Source organism: Affinundibacterium macrobrachii (assembly GCF_014652415.1).
Lineage (GTDB): Bacteria > Pseudomonadota > Gammaproteobacteria > Burkholderiales > Burkholderiaceae_D > Undibacterium > Undibacterium macrobrachii.
In genome coordinates this window covers 72,555-86,419 of record NZ_BMYT01000003.1, presented here as the reverse complement: position 1 = coordinate 86,419, position 13,865 = coordinate 72,555, and the positions used below count along the sequence as shown (strand labels likewise).

Annotated in this window: 15 protein-coding genes; 10 read left to right on the top strand and 5 right to left on the bottom strand. The window is 46.3% G+C overall.

Translation table 11 applies throughout. From position 1 onward, the window contains the following. Positions 1–156: 156 nt before the first annotated feature. Positions 157–684, bottom strand: coding sequence for a cyclic pyranopterin monophosphate synthase MoaC (gene moaC / locus IE103_RS09385; protein ID WP_189345881.1), 528 nt, complete (start codon positions 682–684; stop codon positions 157–159). A 139-nt stretch (positions 685–823) separates the two neighbouring features. On the opposite strand from moaC, the gene IE103_RS09380 reads away from it, so the two are divergent. The 3 genes from IE103_RS09380 to IE103_RS09370 all read left to right on the top strand — a co-directional run bounded on the left by IE103_RS09380 (position 824) and on the right by IE103_RS09370 (position 4,169). Continuing rightward, entirely contained in the window at positions 824–2,425 is a 1,602-nt protein-coding gene (locus IE103_RS09380) for a M48 family metalloprotease (protein ID WP_229827200.1), read from the top strand. 204 nt (positions 2,426–2,629) lie between these two features. Next, positions 2,630–2,815: a hypothetical protein gene (locus IE103_RS09375; RefSeq protein WP_189345880.1), complete on the top strand. Its 186-nt coding sequence runs from the start codon at positions 2,630–2,632 to the stop codon at positions 2,813–2,815. Positions 2,816–3,827: 1,012 nt separating this feature from the next. Beyond that, positions 3,828–4,169, top strand: coding sequence for a DUF2489 domain-containing protein (locus IE103_RS09370; RefSeq protein WP_189345879.1), 342 nt, complete (start codon positions 3,828–3,830; stop codon positions 4,167–4,169). A gap of 153 nt (positions 4,170–4,322) precedes the next feature. On the opposite strand, the gene IE103_RS09365 is transcribed toward IE103_RS09370, so the two are convergent. The 4 genes from IE103_RS09365 to IE103_RS09350 all read right to left on the bottom strand — a co-directional run bounded on the left by IE103_RS09365 (position 4,323) and on the right by IE103_RS09350 (position 6,563). Next, on the bottom strand, positions 4,323–4,922 hold the full coding sequence (locus IE103_RS09365) for a DUF2946 family protein (protein ID WP_189345878.1): 600 nt from the start codon (positions 4,920–4,922) through the stop codon (positions 4,323–4,325). Next, a complete protein-coding gene (locus IE103_RS09360; RefSeq protein ID WP_189345877.1) occupies positions 4,915–5,871 on the bottom strand; it encodes a hydrolase in 957 nt (318 codons plus the stop codon). The genes IE103_RS09365 and IE103_RS09360 overlap by 8 nt, the downstream gene beginning before the upstream one ends. After that, complete coding sequence (locus IE103_RS09355) at positions 5,871–6,302, bottom strand: YybH family protein (RefSeq protein WP_189345876.1); 432 nt, start codon at positions 6,300–6,302, stop codon at positions 5,871–5,873. The genes IE103_RS09360 and IE103_RS09355 overlap by 1 nt, the downstream gene beginning before the upstream one ends. 63 nt (positions 6,303–6,365) lie before the next feature. Beyond that, a complete protein-coding gene (locus tag IE103_RS09350) occupies positions 6,366–6,563 on the bottom strand; it encodes a zinc-finger domain-containing protein (RefSeq protein ID WP_186890668.1) in 198 nt (65 codons plus the stop codon). Positions 6,564–6,779: 216 nt separating this feature from the next. On the opposite strand from IE103_RS09350, the gene IE103_RS09345 reads away from it, so the two are divergent. The 7 genes from IE103_RS09345 to purE all read left to right on the top strand — a co-directional run bounded on the left by IE103_RS09345 (position 6,780) and on the right by purE (position 13,833). Continuing rightward, the gene (locus IE103_RS09345) at positions 6,780–7,544 is read left to right on the top strand and encodes an AzlC family ABC transporter permease (protein WP_189345875.1); all 765 of its coding nucleotides are present in this window, start codon (positions 6,780–6,782) and stop codon (positions 7,542–7,544) included. Beyond that, complete coding sequence (locus IE103_RS09340; RefSeq protein ID WP_189345874.1) at positions 7,537–7,860, top strand: AzlD domain-containing protein; 324 nt, start codon at positions 7,537–7,539, stop codon at positions 7,858–7,860. The genes IE103_RS09345 and IE103_RS09340 overlap by 8 nt, the downstream gene beginning before the upstream one ends. A 250-nt stretch (positions 7,861–8,110) precedes the next feature. After that, entirely contained in the window at positions 8,111–9,304 is a 1,194-nt protein-coding gene (locus IE103_RS09335) for a phosphoglycerate kinase (protein WP_189345873.1), read from the top strand. 157 nt (positions 9,305–9,461) lie between these two features. Then, the gene (gene pyk / locus IE103_RS09330; RefSeq protein ID WP_189345872.1) at positions 9,462–10,892 is read left to right on the top strand and encodes a pyruvate kinase; all 1,431 of its coding nucleotides are present in this window, start codon (positions 9,462–9,464) and stop codon (positions 10,890–10,892) included. A gap of 323 nt (positions 10,893–11,215) precedes the next feature. Beyond that, complete coding sequence (gene fba / locus IE103_RS09325) at positions 11,216–12,280, top strand: class II fructose-bisphosphate aldolase (protein WP_189345871.1); 1,065 nt, start codon at positions 11,216–11,218, stop codon at positions 12,278–12,280. A 148-nt stretch (positions 12,281–12,428) separates the two neighbouring features. Further along, positions 12,429–13,325, top strand: a complete 897-nt coding sequence (locus tag IE103_RS09320) for a phosphoribosylaminoimidazolesuccinocarboxamide synthase (protein ID WP_189345870.1) — start codon at positions 12,429–12,431, stop codon at positions 13,323–13,325. 1 nt (position 13,326) lies between these two features. Then, the gene (gene purE / locus IE103_RS09315; protein ID WP_189345869.1) at positions 13,327–13,833 is read left to right on the top strand and encodes a 5-(carboxyamino)imidazole ribonucleotide mutase; all 507 of its coding nucleotides are present in this window, start codon (positions 13,327–13,329) and stop codon (positions 13,831–13,833) included. Positions 13,834–13,865: the final 32 nt, after the last annotated feature.

Sequence of the window (13,865 nt, the reverse complement as noted above, 5' to 3'; positions counted from 1 at the left end):
TTGAAATTGCAGCGAGGTTATTAAATTGATTCAAACCCATCCCCATCCCAAGCTTCCCCTTGAAGGGGAAGGAGTCAAACAAGGCGCACTGAACTACAAAAATTATTTCAAACAATAGCCAGAATGAGGTGTACTAGCTCACTAAGATTTTATGAATTAGCCTGCATCAATCACCGCAGTCCAATCCCCCGATTTACCACCGTGTTTTTCTAACACCCGAATATCACTCATCACCATACCCCGATCAACTGCTTTGCACATGTCATAAATTGTGAGCAAACCAATTTGTACCGAGGTTAAGGCTTCCATTTCAACACCAGTTTTGCCATAAGTCTCAACTTGCGCTTGGCACAGCACAGCATGGTTTTCTGCGTCGAGTTCAAAGTCAACCGTGACGCGGGTCAAGGCTAATGGGTGGCATAAAGGAATTAAATCGCTGGTACGTTTGGCTGCCATAATTGCCGCAATTCTTGCGATGCCAATCACATCGCCTTTTTTTGCATGACCATTTTGTATCAAGGCAAAAGTCGCTGCTTGCATACGAATTTTGCCGGCCGCGCGAGCGATTCTGTGGGTACTATCTTTGTCGCCAACATCCACCATATGCGCTTGTCCACCTTGATCAAAGTGGGTCAAGCCACCATTTACCTCAATCGAGGAACTTGTAGAATTTTTGTTAGTCATAATTAAACACTCGATTTGATTGTAAGTTAAGATACGCTGTCATTAAAAAGCGATAAACTTGGTTCGGTATGATGAGACAAAAGTGAACACCACAAGTTTGTTGTAACGCATTTTTAATCTAATTCGTGATCATATCATCGTGAAAAAAGAATTCCCGCAATTTCGTTTTAAGTTGATCCAGCTCACGCTCTCGATGAGTTTGGGCTGTGCATTTATCTTGTCACACGTGGGTTATGCGCAAACCGGCACGATCTCTACCGTTCCGTCGCCAGCCTCAATTAGTACGCAGAGTGTGTCTAAGAACCAAAGCTTGCCCACCTTGGGCGATGCCGCGCGTGGTGATTTGTCGCCGATGATGGAACGCAAGATTGGTGAGCAAATTATGAGTAGCGTGAGACGCGATCCTGATTTTCTCGAAGATGGTCCGGTGATTGAATACTTAACCAAACTCGGCAATTCTTTATTGGATAAACGTCCCGATGCGCGTGGCGAAGAATCTTATGAGTTTGAGTTTTTTGCGGTACGCGATCCCGTTTTAAATGCGTTCGCCTTCCCCGGTGGTTTCTTAGGCTTCCATTCTGGTTTGATTTTGGCAGCGCAATCCGAATCTGAATTGGCATCCGTCATGGGACATGAAATTGGGCATGTGTCACAACGGCATATCGCTCGTATGTTGGGCAATCAAAAAAATGATTTCTTAATTCCGATTGCCGCAATTATTTTGGCGGCCTTGGCTGCGCGCTCTAGCCCAGACGCTGCAATGGCGATGGTGATGGGCGGGCAAGGCTTAGCAATGCAAAGGCAACTGAGTTTTAGTCGTGATGCAGAGCGTGAGGCAGATCGTATTGGTTTTCAAATTCTTAAAGATGGCGGCTACGATACGGCGGGTATGCTGGCGTTTTTTGGACGTATGCAGCATGCGTCGCGCAACTACACCGACAATGGTTTGTCTTATTTGCGTAGTCATCCACTCACCAGTGAACGGATGGCAGATATCCAAGGCCGCTTATTTGGTGAACGCTATCGCCAACGCGTTGATGGTTTGGATTTTTATTTGACGCAAGCACGCGTACGCGTTTTGCAAGACAGTAAAGCGCAAGGCTTGATCGATGCCGCAGTCGCGTTTGAAAATCAAATCAAAAATGGAAATGAAGAAAGTCGCCTCAGTGGACACTACGGCTTGGCATTTGTTGCCTACAAAAAAAATGATTTTCTGAAAGCCGAAAAACTCTTAGATGCATTAACCGCGCAAATCGCGCAATTGCCAAATCAAAAAAAATGGTTAAAAGAAACCAGCGCTTTTGCGAGTTTGGCGATCGATATTGAAATGGGTAAAAAGCGTCCAGATTTAGCCGTCGCCAAAGCCAAAGCTGCCTTGCGTGACTTGCCATTGGCACGCGGTCTGGCGCATCAATACGCCGAAGTATTGATCGAGGCAAAAAACTACAAAGAAGCCGAAGCCTTTCTGCGTGACCAGATCAGCCTGTATCGCCGCGAAGCTAAGTTACAGCATTTGTTAGCCAAAGCCTATGCCGTAGAAGGCAAGCAAGCGCTACAACATATTGCCTTAGCCGAAGCCTACGCCTTAGAAGGTGCGCTACCCGCAGCACTAGCCCAATTAGAAATCGCCCGCCTTGATCCTGATGTGAAATATTACGACTTGTCGGTGATAGACGCGCGTGAGCGTGAATGGAAAGAAAAGCGTAAAGAGGAAATGGAAGAGGAGAAGAAGGGGAAGTAAGAAGTGTGGTTTGAATCGTCATGATGTTTGGTAAAATGCAAGAACATGATGACGTATTTCACGGAAATTTTAGTAGAGATCAAATGCGCGGTGCTATGTCGGAAACCCAATGTTTACAAACCTTTGGAGGCGATGAATGAAAAATCTTATGCGCCATCTTAAATTATTAGGTGACACTGTGTCGCCTATATCTAGTTAATCATTATGTTTGAAATGCCCGATAGACGCGCAATCCTCATCATTGGCGTCATTGCCATTGTTGGAATTTTAAATGCACTTGTTCCGATTTCAAGTGTGTTGGTTAAACCTTTGGAATTAATATTTGCTGCTGCGTTAATCGGTGGCGGGCTTACTTTCGTTGTGCTCGATTTGCGAGAGGAATTTGCATAAATCGTCCAAGCATTAGTCGGGAAGAGTCACCATTCTTTTTTCTATGTGAAATCATCGCCTCGTTATTTATTGCTGGAATTGGGATGTCAAAAATATGGGCGATGCTCTAATAAGGTTTAACATGACTTTCGAAAATGACGCGCGAATCGAATCATTCTTAAAATTTAGTGAAATGCGCGCGCGCCTTTCAAATCAGCGTTAAAAGTCATGGAGGATCGTAGCCCAGTTATAAGTAGGGCAGGAAAGGCGATTGCGTTCACCGCACTTAGTCTTGTCGGCTGCTATTGGGCGCTGTTTGGCTGGATGGTTTATTCGTCGCCGTTGTTGTATACCGAGATGGACTTAAACCGCGACGGAAAGGTAGAATTATTCGAGGTGGACTATGCCTCGTCGTTCGGCGAAAGATCTGTTGAAAGAGCTGGATTGAAATGTATCGAGTACTTTGCTTACAAGGACGGATTACCATTGAAAGTAGTGTGCCCGAAATAATGTTCGTCGTGACTTTTAACTTTCCATTCAACAGCGACGCCTTTTGCGCTTATTAATTTTACGTTAAACTTCTTCAACATGACTTCTCAGCGTAAGCACTCGTCCAAAATTGTACTAGTAAGTTTTCGTGATGGGGAATATTGGGAGGAGTGGGAGCTTCGTTTTAATCGTGGGAATAAAAAACATAAGCCAGTCAAATTTTTTTCCACAAGAACGTGGAGATCTGATGTTTTAACTAGCCTTTGTCCATTCTCAAGCCACAGTTTTGATTGTGCCTCCGAAAAGATCGCCGAAGAAAAGTTTATCGCTGAGATGCATTTAATTGATGGTCAGGTTTTTCAAAGTACTTTTCGAGAAGTAAGGAATTTGCGAGACCGATTTGGATATGAACCAGCTTGCGAAACCCGAGAAGGATAGGTTTAAATTTGATGTTTAACATAGCATCCTTGACGGACATACAGATATGCGTTCGTCTTTCTTTTTTACTTTCATGTGCACGCCGCATAATTCAACGTTAAACATCATGTCTGAACACATCACCAATGAAAGTTACGTTGCGTCTGTGAGAATGGGTGTCGTTGATACTGCCAGATTAATGCTTGGCGGGCAGTTGAATTTCCTTGAAGGTGCACGTGTGCTTTCTAGTCTCAGGCATGAAGCCGCTGTTCGAGATGATGATCCTGATTTTATGACTTTTGTTGTAATTGATTCTGAAACTGATGATCCGCCAATTGGTACGGTTCGGCAGCACTGGTCGAAAGAAGCATTGGAAAAGCTCGAATCTGAATGCAAAGACGCTGAAGTATGGGCAAAAAAAATTGGAACTGAAGCATGTGAGTCGTTAATACGGCGGTTTCATGTTTAAATCAACAATTGACTCGGACGCTTCTCTCCAGTCATTTCGGCGTTGAAAATTAATTAAATAGATTTGACGCTCAGAAATATTGGGCAACAAGCCTGTTTAAACTATGATGAGTAGACACCAAGTGACATTGACCTGTTGTTACCGAAGTTGGGTTTAACGCGGCTTCTGGCAATAGCCAACTTCGTTTAGCAAGCTAGTCAAATCCGTTTTCTGTAAAGCTATTTTTTGCTGAGCAACTCTTGCAGTAATCTTGAATTGAGACCTACTTTCTGTTGATGCTTCCATGAACTCTAGCAATCGCTCTTCAGCTAAAGTCTGTTGATTCTCAGTGAGCGTCTCGAGAAGCAGTCCAATATCGCGGTCGTCAAGCTGACATAGAAATTGATCTGCCTGACACACAATATTCCCATCATCTAACATCCAGACACGTGTCGCGGGCGGCATGATTTGTCCCGTATGCAAGCGCCAAGTTTGATCTGGTAAGATTTGCGCGATATAGGGCGTTGCTGCTAAGTCGACATAGACTTTTTGCGGGCCATTTTGAAAGTACCAATTACCATTTTCATCGCATAGATAATTGCGATTGATAAAGTTCTGTAGTGTTGGGTTGCGAATCACATCGCCTAGCAAATTCAGAGCTTGTGCGCGTTCGTCGCGCATGCGCCAGTTACCGCGTGCATCGAGAGTTAGCCAGCCGTAGCAATGCGGAACATTCGGCCATTTGGCCATGGCGGCGAGAACGATGTCATCCATGTGCTTGTAGGTGGGAAATGATTTTTTCCGGTAGCCAATCTAGTTTGCTGGGGAAGGCTCCCTGCGCAAATCCGACGTGACCGCCATGTTGTGGGTAATCGAGTGTGACATAAGTCGATGCCGATTTGGGTAAAAATTGCGCGGGCATAAACGGGTCATTCTGCGCGTTTAATACTAAGGTCGGCACTTGAATTTCATTCAATACCCAGCAAGCACTGGCGCGATGCCAGTAGTCATCAACATCGCGATAACCATGTAAAGGTGCGGTGACGACATTGTCGAACTCGTACAAATTCTTGGCACTAAGCATGCGTTCACGATCAAATAGCTTGGGAAATTGCGTGAGCTTGTGCAGGCATTTGGGCTTTAAGGTTTGTAGAAAATTTTTCGTATAAATACGATTAAAACCACGCGATAAAGTCGCACCGCTATTGGTTAAATTTAGTGGTGCCGAGACCGCGCAGGCGGCATCGACGATACTGGCACTCGATTGCGATTCACCTAGCCAACGCAACAAAGCATTGCCGCCAAGCGAGACGCCGCTGGCATAAAACTTCGCTTGCGGATGGGCTGCTGTAAATTGGCTATGCAGACGACGGATGATCCAGTTGATTTCTTGCGCATCGCCTGAGTGATAAAAACGCGGTGCTTGATTTGGCTCGCCTGAGCAGCCACGAAAATGTGGCACTGCACCCGACCAACCTAAACTTTTTAATTTGTGCATTAAGGCGCGGGCGTAGTGACTATTGCTAGAGCCTTCTAAGCCATGGAATAAAACCAGAAAAGGTTTTCCCGCTTCGCCGTCGAGAAAATCGACATCGATAAAATCTTGATCGGGTGTAGTCCAACGTTCGCGCCGAAGCGCGACCTCAGGCTTTCGCATTAAGGTTGCAGGATAAATCGTTTGAAGGTGACCGCCAGTTAGCCACCAAGGAGAAGAATAATGCATTAGTGTAAAACGTCGGCTTTGGATAGATCGACAGGAGCGGGACCGGCGGCAACTGAAGCGTGATGCATGGTAATGCGCCAGCCGCGTGGTGTCTTCACATAAACATTGGTGGCGATAATGTGAACGTCTTGGGCGATTTGATCACGCGGATGGAATTCTTCGATCAAATTATGCACGGCAGTTAGTACATTGTGTATTGCATGTAATTGCCGCGTGTGAATGTGCATGTTGCCATTTTCAAAAATGGCTTCCCATGAGGCACGAATATCTGCGTGACCAATCAAGCGCGGTGAATTGGGATGTACGCAAATAATCTCTTCATCTTCTGCCCATAGCGCCATCATGCCATCCAAGTCGCCACGTGCGATGGCATCGTAGAAGGCGATTTCAACTTCGTCGGCGCTGCCATTGAGTTGCTTCTTAGCGGGCATGGGGGCTTTCTATTGAGGCGTTTGTGTTTGCATGTAATTCATTCAGTTGTATCAAGTTGTGAATTAATGCGCTTTTAATACTGTTCCTGGTGCTAATTTATATACGGTGCCGCAGTATGAGCAAGTTGCGGAATCGCCATGCGATAAATCTAAATAAACACGTGGGTGTGAAGACCATAACGGCATTGCTGGGTTCGGGCAATGTGCTGGTAAGTCGCTTGCTTGCAGTTCAACCGCAGGTGTTGATGGCTTATTAGACATGTTTTGCTCCTCAGTGAGTGAATTTGCGTGAGTTTTTCTAGGCCATGATTTTAAAGGATTTCGTCGCGTTTGCGTTGAGCGATTGCCGCTCGTTGCTTGATTTGCTGTGAGTTTGAGCAAGCATTTACCCATCGCGTTACAATAGCGACCTCGCAGCATTTGCCTGCAACTATTCGCCATCACCGTTTTTCTTCAGCCGCATTTGCGTTTCTCATTATGTTAAAAGATTGGAATTCACCTATTTACCGTGAAGGTTTTAGGGCTTGCGCACCATCCTTGTTTGGGATGGGGGCTTGGGGCATGGTGGTTGGTGTGGCAATGATCAAGGCGGGCTTGAGTTTGCCGCAAGCGCTTGGCATGACCTTGTTGGTTTTTGCTGGTTCTGCGCAATTGGCAGCTTTGCCTTTGATTGTTGCCAATGCGCCGATTTGGGTCATCTTTGCGACGGCTTTAATTGTTAATTTGCGCTTTTTGATCATGTCGGCATTGATTGCGCCGCGCTTTGCACATCTTCCGTGGTTGCGTCGTACTTTGTTGGGATTCTTGACCGGTGATTTAACGGTTGCTTTGTTCATGCAACGGTTTCCAACAATGTGGCAAACACCAGCAGAAGAGCGCGATCAAGTTCTTTATCTGCATGGTTTAGTGGTGCCTAATTGGATTGTTTGGCAGCTTGGCTCTATTTTAGGGATTTTGGCGGGCAGCCAAGTGCCGACGCATTGGGGCTTGGGTTTTGCTGGCACTTTGGCGATTTTGTGTATTTTGTTGCCATTAATGCGCAATCGTCCTGGTTTTATTGGTGTGGTTGTGGCTGGTGCGGTTGCCGTTGCCGCGCATGATTTACCGTATAAATTGGGTCTATTGTTGGCGGTGTTGATTGGTATGGCGGTTTCGATGTGGATAGAAGAGCATATGGAGCTTGCCGCAGCGCCGGAAGCCAGTGCTTCAGTGACCAGCGAACAGGAGAAGCGCGATGAGTGATTTAGAAATCTGGATCGTGATTATCTTGTTAACTGTTGCAACGGTGATTGACCGCAGTGCGTTCTGGGTGGTTGGGCATCACATCAATTTACCCAAACGGGTACAAGAAGCGTTGCGCTACGCGCCCAGTTGCGCACTGGCAGCGATTGTCGTGCCTGATTTTTTTATTAACGATAATCAAATTGTTACTAGTTTGCATAATCCCAAGCTCATCGCTGGTGTCGCTGCCTCTTTATTCTATCTTTGGAAAAAAGATATGCTCTTAACTATTATTTTTGGTATGAGTGTATTTACGCTCATCCGACTTTATTTTTAATCTGAGCGATCCGCTTATAAATTGCATAAAGTGCCAGAGTGGCGAGAAAAATCGTGATTTGGGCTGTTGATTTGGTAAAATACGCGATTAATTTAAATAATCCCGAATTTTCCTGATTTGCCAATTCGAATAGCTGCTTATTGTAATTGTCAGTGTCATTATTATTGTCATTGACGCGAGCTAAAGAGGCAATGTGGGGTTGGGGATTCACATCTCGATTTAATTCCTTCTCATCTTAACTGGTTCTGCTATGCAATTTAATCGTCTGAGCGATCTCATCGCTGCTAATAAACTCCAAGGTCAACGTGTCTTTATTCGTGCAGATTTGAATGTTCCGCAAGACGATGCTGGAAATATTACCGAAGACACGCGTATCCGTGCTTCGGTACCAGCGATTCAACAAGCTTTGCAAGCAGGTGCTGCCGTGATGGTGACATCCCATTTGGGTCGTCCGACTGAAGGTGAATTCAAAGCAGAAGATTCTTTGGCACCAGTGGCAAGGCGTTTATCTGAATTATTGGGCGTGACGGTTGAACTCAAACAAAACTGGGTGGATGGCGTTGAAGTGGGCGCAGGTCAAGTGGTTTTGCTAGAAAATTGCCGCGTCAACAAAGGCGAGAAAAAGAACGATGACGCGCTCGCGCAAAAAATGGCGAAGCTGTGCGACATCTATGTGAACGATGCATTCGGTACAGCACATCGCGCAGAAGCAACGACCCACGGTATTGCAAAATATGCGCCTATCGTTTGCGCTGGCCCTTTGTTGTCGGCTGAATTGGATGCCCTGGGTAAAGCGCTCGGCCAACCTGCGCGCCCATTGTCAGCGATTGTGGCTGGCTCTAAAGTCTCCAGCAAATTGACCATCTTGAAATCCCTCGCCGAAAAAGTAGATCAATTGATCGTCGGCGGTGGTATCGCGAATACCTTCATGTTGGCAGCCGGTTTAAAAATTGGTAAGTCGTTGGCAGAAGCGGATTTGGTTGGCGAAGCCAAAGCGATTATGGACATGATGGCAGCGCGTGGCGCGATTGTGCCGATTCCAACGGATGTGGTCTGCGCGAAAGAATTTTCTCCAACCGCTGTTGCAACAGTAAAAGCAGTCGCAGATTTGCAAGATGACGACATGATTTTGGATATCGGTCCTGACACAGCCAGTGCATTAGCCGCACAAATTCGTCAAGCAGGTACGATCGTGTGGAATGGCCCAGTCGGCGTGTTCGAGTTCGATCAATTTGGTAACGGCACCAAAGTATTGGCTGAAGCGATTGCGGAATCCAATGGATTCTCGATTGCTGGCGGCGGCGATACTTTGGCTGCGATTGCCAAGTACAACATCACAGAAAAAATTGGCTATATCTCCACTGGCGGCGGCGCTTTCTTGGAATTCTTAGAAGGCAAAACTTTGCCAGCAGTAGAGATTTTGTTGCAAAGAGCAGCGCAGTAATCTGTTTAGAAAACTGCCGAAAAGTATTCGCCGCAGAGACGCAGAGATCGCAGAGTTTTATTGCTGAATTTCTCTGCGTACTTCGCGCCTCAGCGGCAAAAAAATTAGTTTTGAAGTTTAAGCACGACCTTGTAAAAATTATCCATCAGGAGATTCAATGTTACGCGGAACCAAAATTGTAGCGACAGTAGGCCCGGCATCCAGTGATCTGGATACTTTAGTTAGCATGTTAAAAGCTGGCGTGAATGTGGTTCGTCTGAACTTCTCACATGGCAAGGCACAGGACCATATTGATCGCGCTGCACTGGTTCGTAAAGCTGCGGAAGTCTGCGGCATTGAGATCGCGATTATGGCGGACATGCAAGGTCCGAAAATTCGTATCGGCAAGTTTGAAAATAGCAAGATTCAAATTGAGAACGGCGATAAATTCATTCTCGATGCAGACTGTGCTTTAGGTAATCAAGAGCGTGTAGGACTCGATTACAAAGCCTTACCGCGCGATGTTAAAGCAAACGACGTATTGCTCCTTAACGACGGTTTGATCGTGTTGATCGTTGACAAAGTGGTGGGCAATGAGATTCACACTACAGTAAAAATCGGCGGCGAACTCTCAAATAACAAAGGCATCAATCGCCAAGGTGGTGGTTTAACTGCACCTGCATTGACGGCAAAAGATATGGAAGACATCAAAACGGCGATGTCTTTCCAAGCGGATTATTTGGCGATCTCTTTCCCAAAAAATGCGACAGATATGGAAATGGCGCGTCAATTAGCGAACATCGCAGGCGAACCTTATGGCCATAAGCCGATGATGATCGCAAAGATTGAACGTGCCGAAGCGATTCCGGTGTTACAAGAGATTTTGGATGCCTCCGACGGCATTATGGTGGCACGTGGTGATTTGGCGGTAGAGGTTGGTAATGCTGCCGTTCCTGCTCTGCAAAAACGTATGATCAAGATGGCGCGTGAGTCGAATAAGTTGACGATCACGGCGACGCAAATGATGGAATCGATGATTGTGAATGCGGTGCCAACTCGTGCTGAAGTTTCCGACGTCGCGAACGCGGTATTGGATGGCACGGATGCGGTGATGTTGTCGGCGGAAACAGCGTCAGGTAAATATCCTGTAATCACTGTTGAAACCATGGCAGCGATTTGCGTAGAAGCAGAGAAGCATCAAGAATGCAAGCTCGACGCTGATTTCTTGAATTTACAATTCACACGTATTGATCAATCGATTGCCTACGGTGCTTTGTTCACCGCGCATCATTTACGCGTACAAGCGATTGCGGCCTTAACCGAATCCGGTTCAACCGCATTGTGGATGAGCCGCCAAAGTATTGATGTGCCTTTGTTTGCCTTGACGCCAAGCGTTGCGACCATGCGTAAAGCAGCTTTGTACCGCAATGTACAGACCTTCAAATTGCCGTACAACCCAGATCGTGATTTGGTGTTGAAAGAAGCGGAAAATGTATTGTTAGAAAAAGGCGCAGTGAAGAAGGGCGATTTAATCGTTGCGACTTGGGGTGAGCAAATGGGTAAGGTTGGTGGTACGAACGCGATGCGGATAGTGAAAATCGGCGAATAAATAAACTGATTTTTAGGGCGCATTGCGTTGTTGCAAATGCTCGCAATACTTGTGTATTGCTGTGCTTTGCGCCTAGCACTGCATCCCTAGAAATCAGTTTCTTAGCAGTGCCGAATTAGAAGAGTAACGAACACGATTCAAACAGCCGAAGTCAAAGGCCACAAGCTTAAAGAAGTGCTGAGTAAGCGTAGCGAGCGGTCACAGTTTGGATTGAGAAGCGCAGCTGTACTTGAGTACAGCGAGCATCGCCAATTCAAACTGTGGTCGCGCAGTAGCTTAATCAGCACCTCAAAAGAAGATTTTTTTATTTGGAGTTAAAAACTATGTCTCTCGTATCAATGCGTCAATTGCTGGATCATGCAGCTGAAAATGGCTATGGTATTCCAGCGTTTAATGTCAATAACTTAGAACAAGTTACTGCGATCATGGAAGCGGCGAATGAAGTTGGTGCGCCGGTGATTATGCAAGCCTCTGCTGGTGCGCGTAAGTACGCTGGTGAAGCTTTCTTGCGTCATTTAATCTCTGCTGCGGTAGAAGCTTATCCACATATTCCTGTGGTAATGCATCAAGATCATGGTCAATCGCCAGCAGTTTGTATGGCAGCGATCAAGTCCGGTTTCACCTCCGTGATGATGGACGGTTCCTTGATGGAAGATGGCAAATCGGTAGCTAGCTATGAATACAATGTGGCTGTTTCTAAAGAAGTGGTGAAGTTTTCGCACGCGATTGGTGTGACGGTAGAAGCAGAATTAGGCGTGTTAGGTTCTTTGGAAACCATGATGGGTGATAAGGAAGACGGTCACGGTGCAGACGGCAAAATGACACGTGAACAGTTGTTGACTGACGTCGCGCAAGCGGCTGATTTCGTCAGCCAAACACAATGTGACGCGTTGGCAATTGCGATTGGTACTTCTCACGGTGCGTATAAATTCTCTCGCAAGCCAACTGGCGATATTCTCGCGATTGACCGTATCAAAGAAATTCACACACGCATTCCGAATACCCACTTGGTGATGCATGGTTCTTCTTCTGTGCCCCAAGAATTGCTCGAAGAAATTCGTCAATTCGGTGGTGATATGAAAGAAACCTATGGCGTACCAGTGGAAGAGATCGTCATTGGTATTCAAAACGGCGTGCGTAAAATTAATATCGATACCGACATCCGTTTAGCGATGACAGCAGCGATCCGTCGTTTTATGTTTGAAAATCCAAGTAAGTTTGATCCACGTGATTACTTGAAGCCTGCGCGCGAAGCAGCAAAGCAAGTTTGTAAAGCACGTTTCCTCGCATTTGGTTGCGAAGGTCAAGCGGCGAAAATCAAGCCAATTACTTTGGAAAAAATTGCAGAACAATACAAGTCTGGCGCTTTGGCACAGCTCGTAAAATAATTACGTGCTGTTGTTTCGATCGTTTTCGACTCTACTAGCACGGAACTCGGGTCGATAGACCCATTAGGGAGCTTCAACAATGGATATGAAGATAATTCAATATCACATTGCTTGAATCTCCCTTCAGTATTTTTTTTGAGACCACATTATGACTACGCAAATTAACTCTACTTTACATTCGCTACCACTGTTAGGTCGTGGCAAAGTCCGTGATAACTACGCTGTTGGCGAAGATAAGTTGTTGATCGTTACCAGTGATCGTTTGTCCGCATTCGACGTGATTATGAACGAGCCGATTCCTGACAAAGGTCGTGTCTTGAATCAAATGGCTAATTTCTGGTTCGATAAATTAGCGCATGTGGTTCCTAATCATTTGACAGGTATTGCCCCTGAGACTGTGGTGGCAGCCGATGAAGTGGAACAAGTGCGTGGTCGTGCGGTGGTGGCAAAACGCTTAAAACCTATCATGGTGGAGGCGGTTGTGCGTGGTTATATCATCGGCTCTGGTTGGAAAGACTATCAAGAAACCGGCGCAATTTGCGGCATTCAATTGCCAGCGGGTTTGCCACAAGCAGCTAAGTTAGACGCCCCAATTTTCACGCCAGCTGCAAAAGCGGAAAAGGGTGAGCATGACGAGAACATTAGCTTTGCCGAAATGGAAAAACGCATCGGTGTAGAACTCGCTGCCAAGATGCGTGACATCAGTATTCAACTTTATACAGAGGCAGCAAACTACGCAGCAACACGTGGCATCATCATTGCCGATACGAAGTTTGAATTTGGTCTCGATGACAATGGCGTATTGCATTTGATGGATGAAGTATTGACAGCGGACTCATCACGCTTCTGGCCAGCAGATTCCTACGCAACAGGTATTTCTCCACCATCATTTGATAAGCAATTCGTACGTGATTACTTAGAAACCATCACAAGCTGGAATAAGACAGCACCAGCGCCGACTTTGCCAGACGAAGTCGTGCAAAAAACCGCAGCGAAATACCGTGAAGCCTTAGAACGCTTAACGGGCGAAAGTTTGAAGGCGTAATATGAGCGACGCAACGTACAACGCAACGCCTATCATCGGTGTCGTGATGGGCTCTTCATCTGATTGGGATGTGATGCAACACGCCGTGACCATGCTGAAAGAATTCGGCATCCCTTTCGAGGCGCAGGTCGTGTCTGCACATCGCATGCCAGATGAAATGTTCACTTATGCCGAAACAGCACGTAGTCGCGGCATCCGCGGCATCATCGCTGGTGCTGGTGGTGCGGCGCACTTGCCAGGCATGATCGCCGCGAAAACCATCGTGCCGGTATTTGGTGTGCCTGTGCCATCCAAGTATTTGCGTGGCGAAGACTCTTTGCTGTCTATCGTGCAAATGCCAAAAGGCGTTCCTGTGAATACTTTTGCGATTGGTGAAGCAGGCGCGGGTAATGCGGCCTTGGCTGCGATTGCAATGTTGGCGACGACTGATGATGCGATGGCAGCGAAGTTAGAAGCCTTCCGCGTTAAGCAAACACAAGTTGCGCGGGATATGCATTTGCCAGTGTAACTAGAATTTTGAGGCTAGAGTTTTTATTCCCA

Bases quoted from the DNA above. Each gene is read 5' to 3' on its own strand.
- IE103_RS09370 (WP_189345879.1), top strand. From the start codon at position 3,828: ATGTCTGAACACATCACCAATGAAAGTTACGTTGCGTCTGTGAGAATG.
- purE (WP_189345869.1), top strand. From the start codon at position 13,327: ATGAGCGACGCAACGTACAACGCAACGCCTATCATCGGTGTCGTGATG.
- IE103_RS09360 (WP_189345877.1), bottom strand. From the start codon at position 5,871: ATGCATTATTCTTCTCCTTGGTGGCTAACTGGCGGTCACCTTCAAACG.
- IE103_RS09345 (WP_189345875.1), top strand. From the start codon at position 6,780: ATGTTAAAAGATTGGAATTCACCTATTTACCGTGAAGGTTTTAGGGCT.
- moaC (WP_189345881.1), bottom strand. From the start codon at position 684: ATGACTAACAAAAATTCTACAAGTTCCTCGATTGAGGTAAATGGTGGC.
- IE103_RS09320 (WP_189345870.1), top strand. From the start codon at position 12,429: ATGACTACGCAAATTAACTCTACTTTACATTCGCTACCACTGTTAGGT.
- IE103_RS09335 (WP_189345873.1), top strand. From the start codon at position 8,111: ATGCAATTTAATCGTCTGAGCGATCTCATCGCTGCTAATAAACTCCAA.
- IE103_RS09355 (WP_189345876.1), bottom strand. From the start codon at position 6,302: ATGCCCGCTAAGAAGCAACTCAATGGCAGCGCCGACGAAGTTGAAATC.
- IE103_RS09350 (WP_186890668.1), bottom strand. From the start codon at position 6,563: ATGTCTAATAAGCCATCAACACCTGCGGTTGAACTGCAAGCAAGCGAC.
- IE103_RS09365 (WP_189345878.1), bottom strand. From the start codon at position 4,922: ATGGATGACATCGTTCTCGCCGCCATGGCCAAATGGCCGAATGTTCCG.
- IE103_RS09375 (WP_189345880.1), top strand. From the start codon at position 2,630: ATGTTTGAAATGCCCGATAGACGCGCAATCCTCATCATTGGCGTCATT.
- fba (WP_189345871.1), top strand. From the start codon at position 11,216: ATGTCTCTCGTATCAATGCGTCAATTGCTGGATCATGCAGCTGAAAAT.
- IE103_RS09340 (WP_189345874.1), top strand. From the start codon at position 7,537: ATGAGTGATTTAGAAATCTGGATCGTGATTATCTTGTTAACTGTTGCA.
- pyk (WP_189345872.1), top strand. From the start codon at position 9,462: ATGTTACGCGGAACCAAAATTGTAGCGACAGTAGGCCCGGCATCCAGT.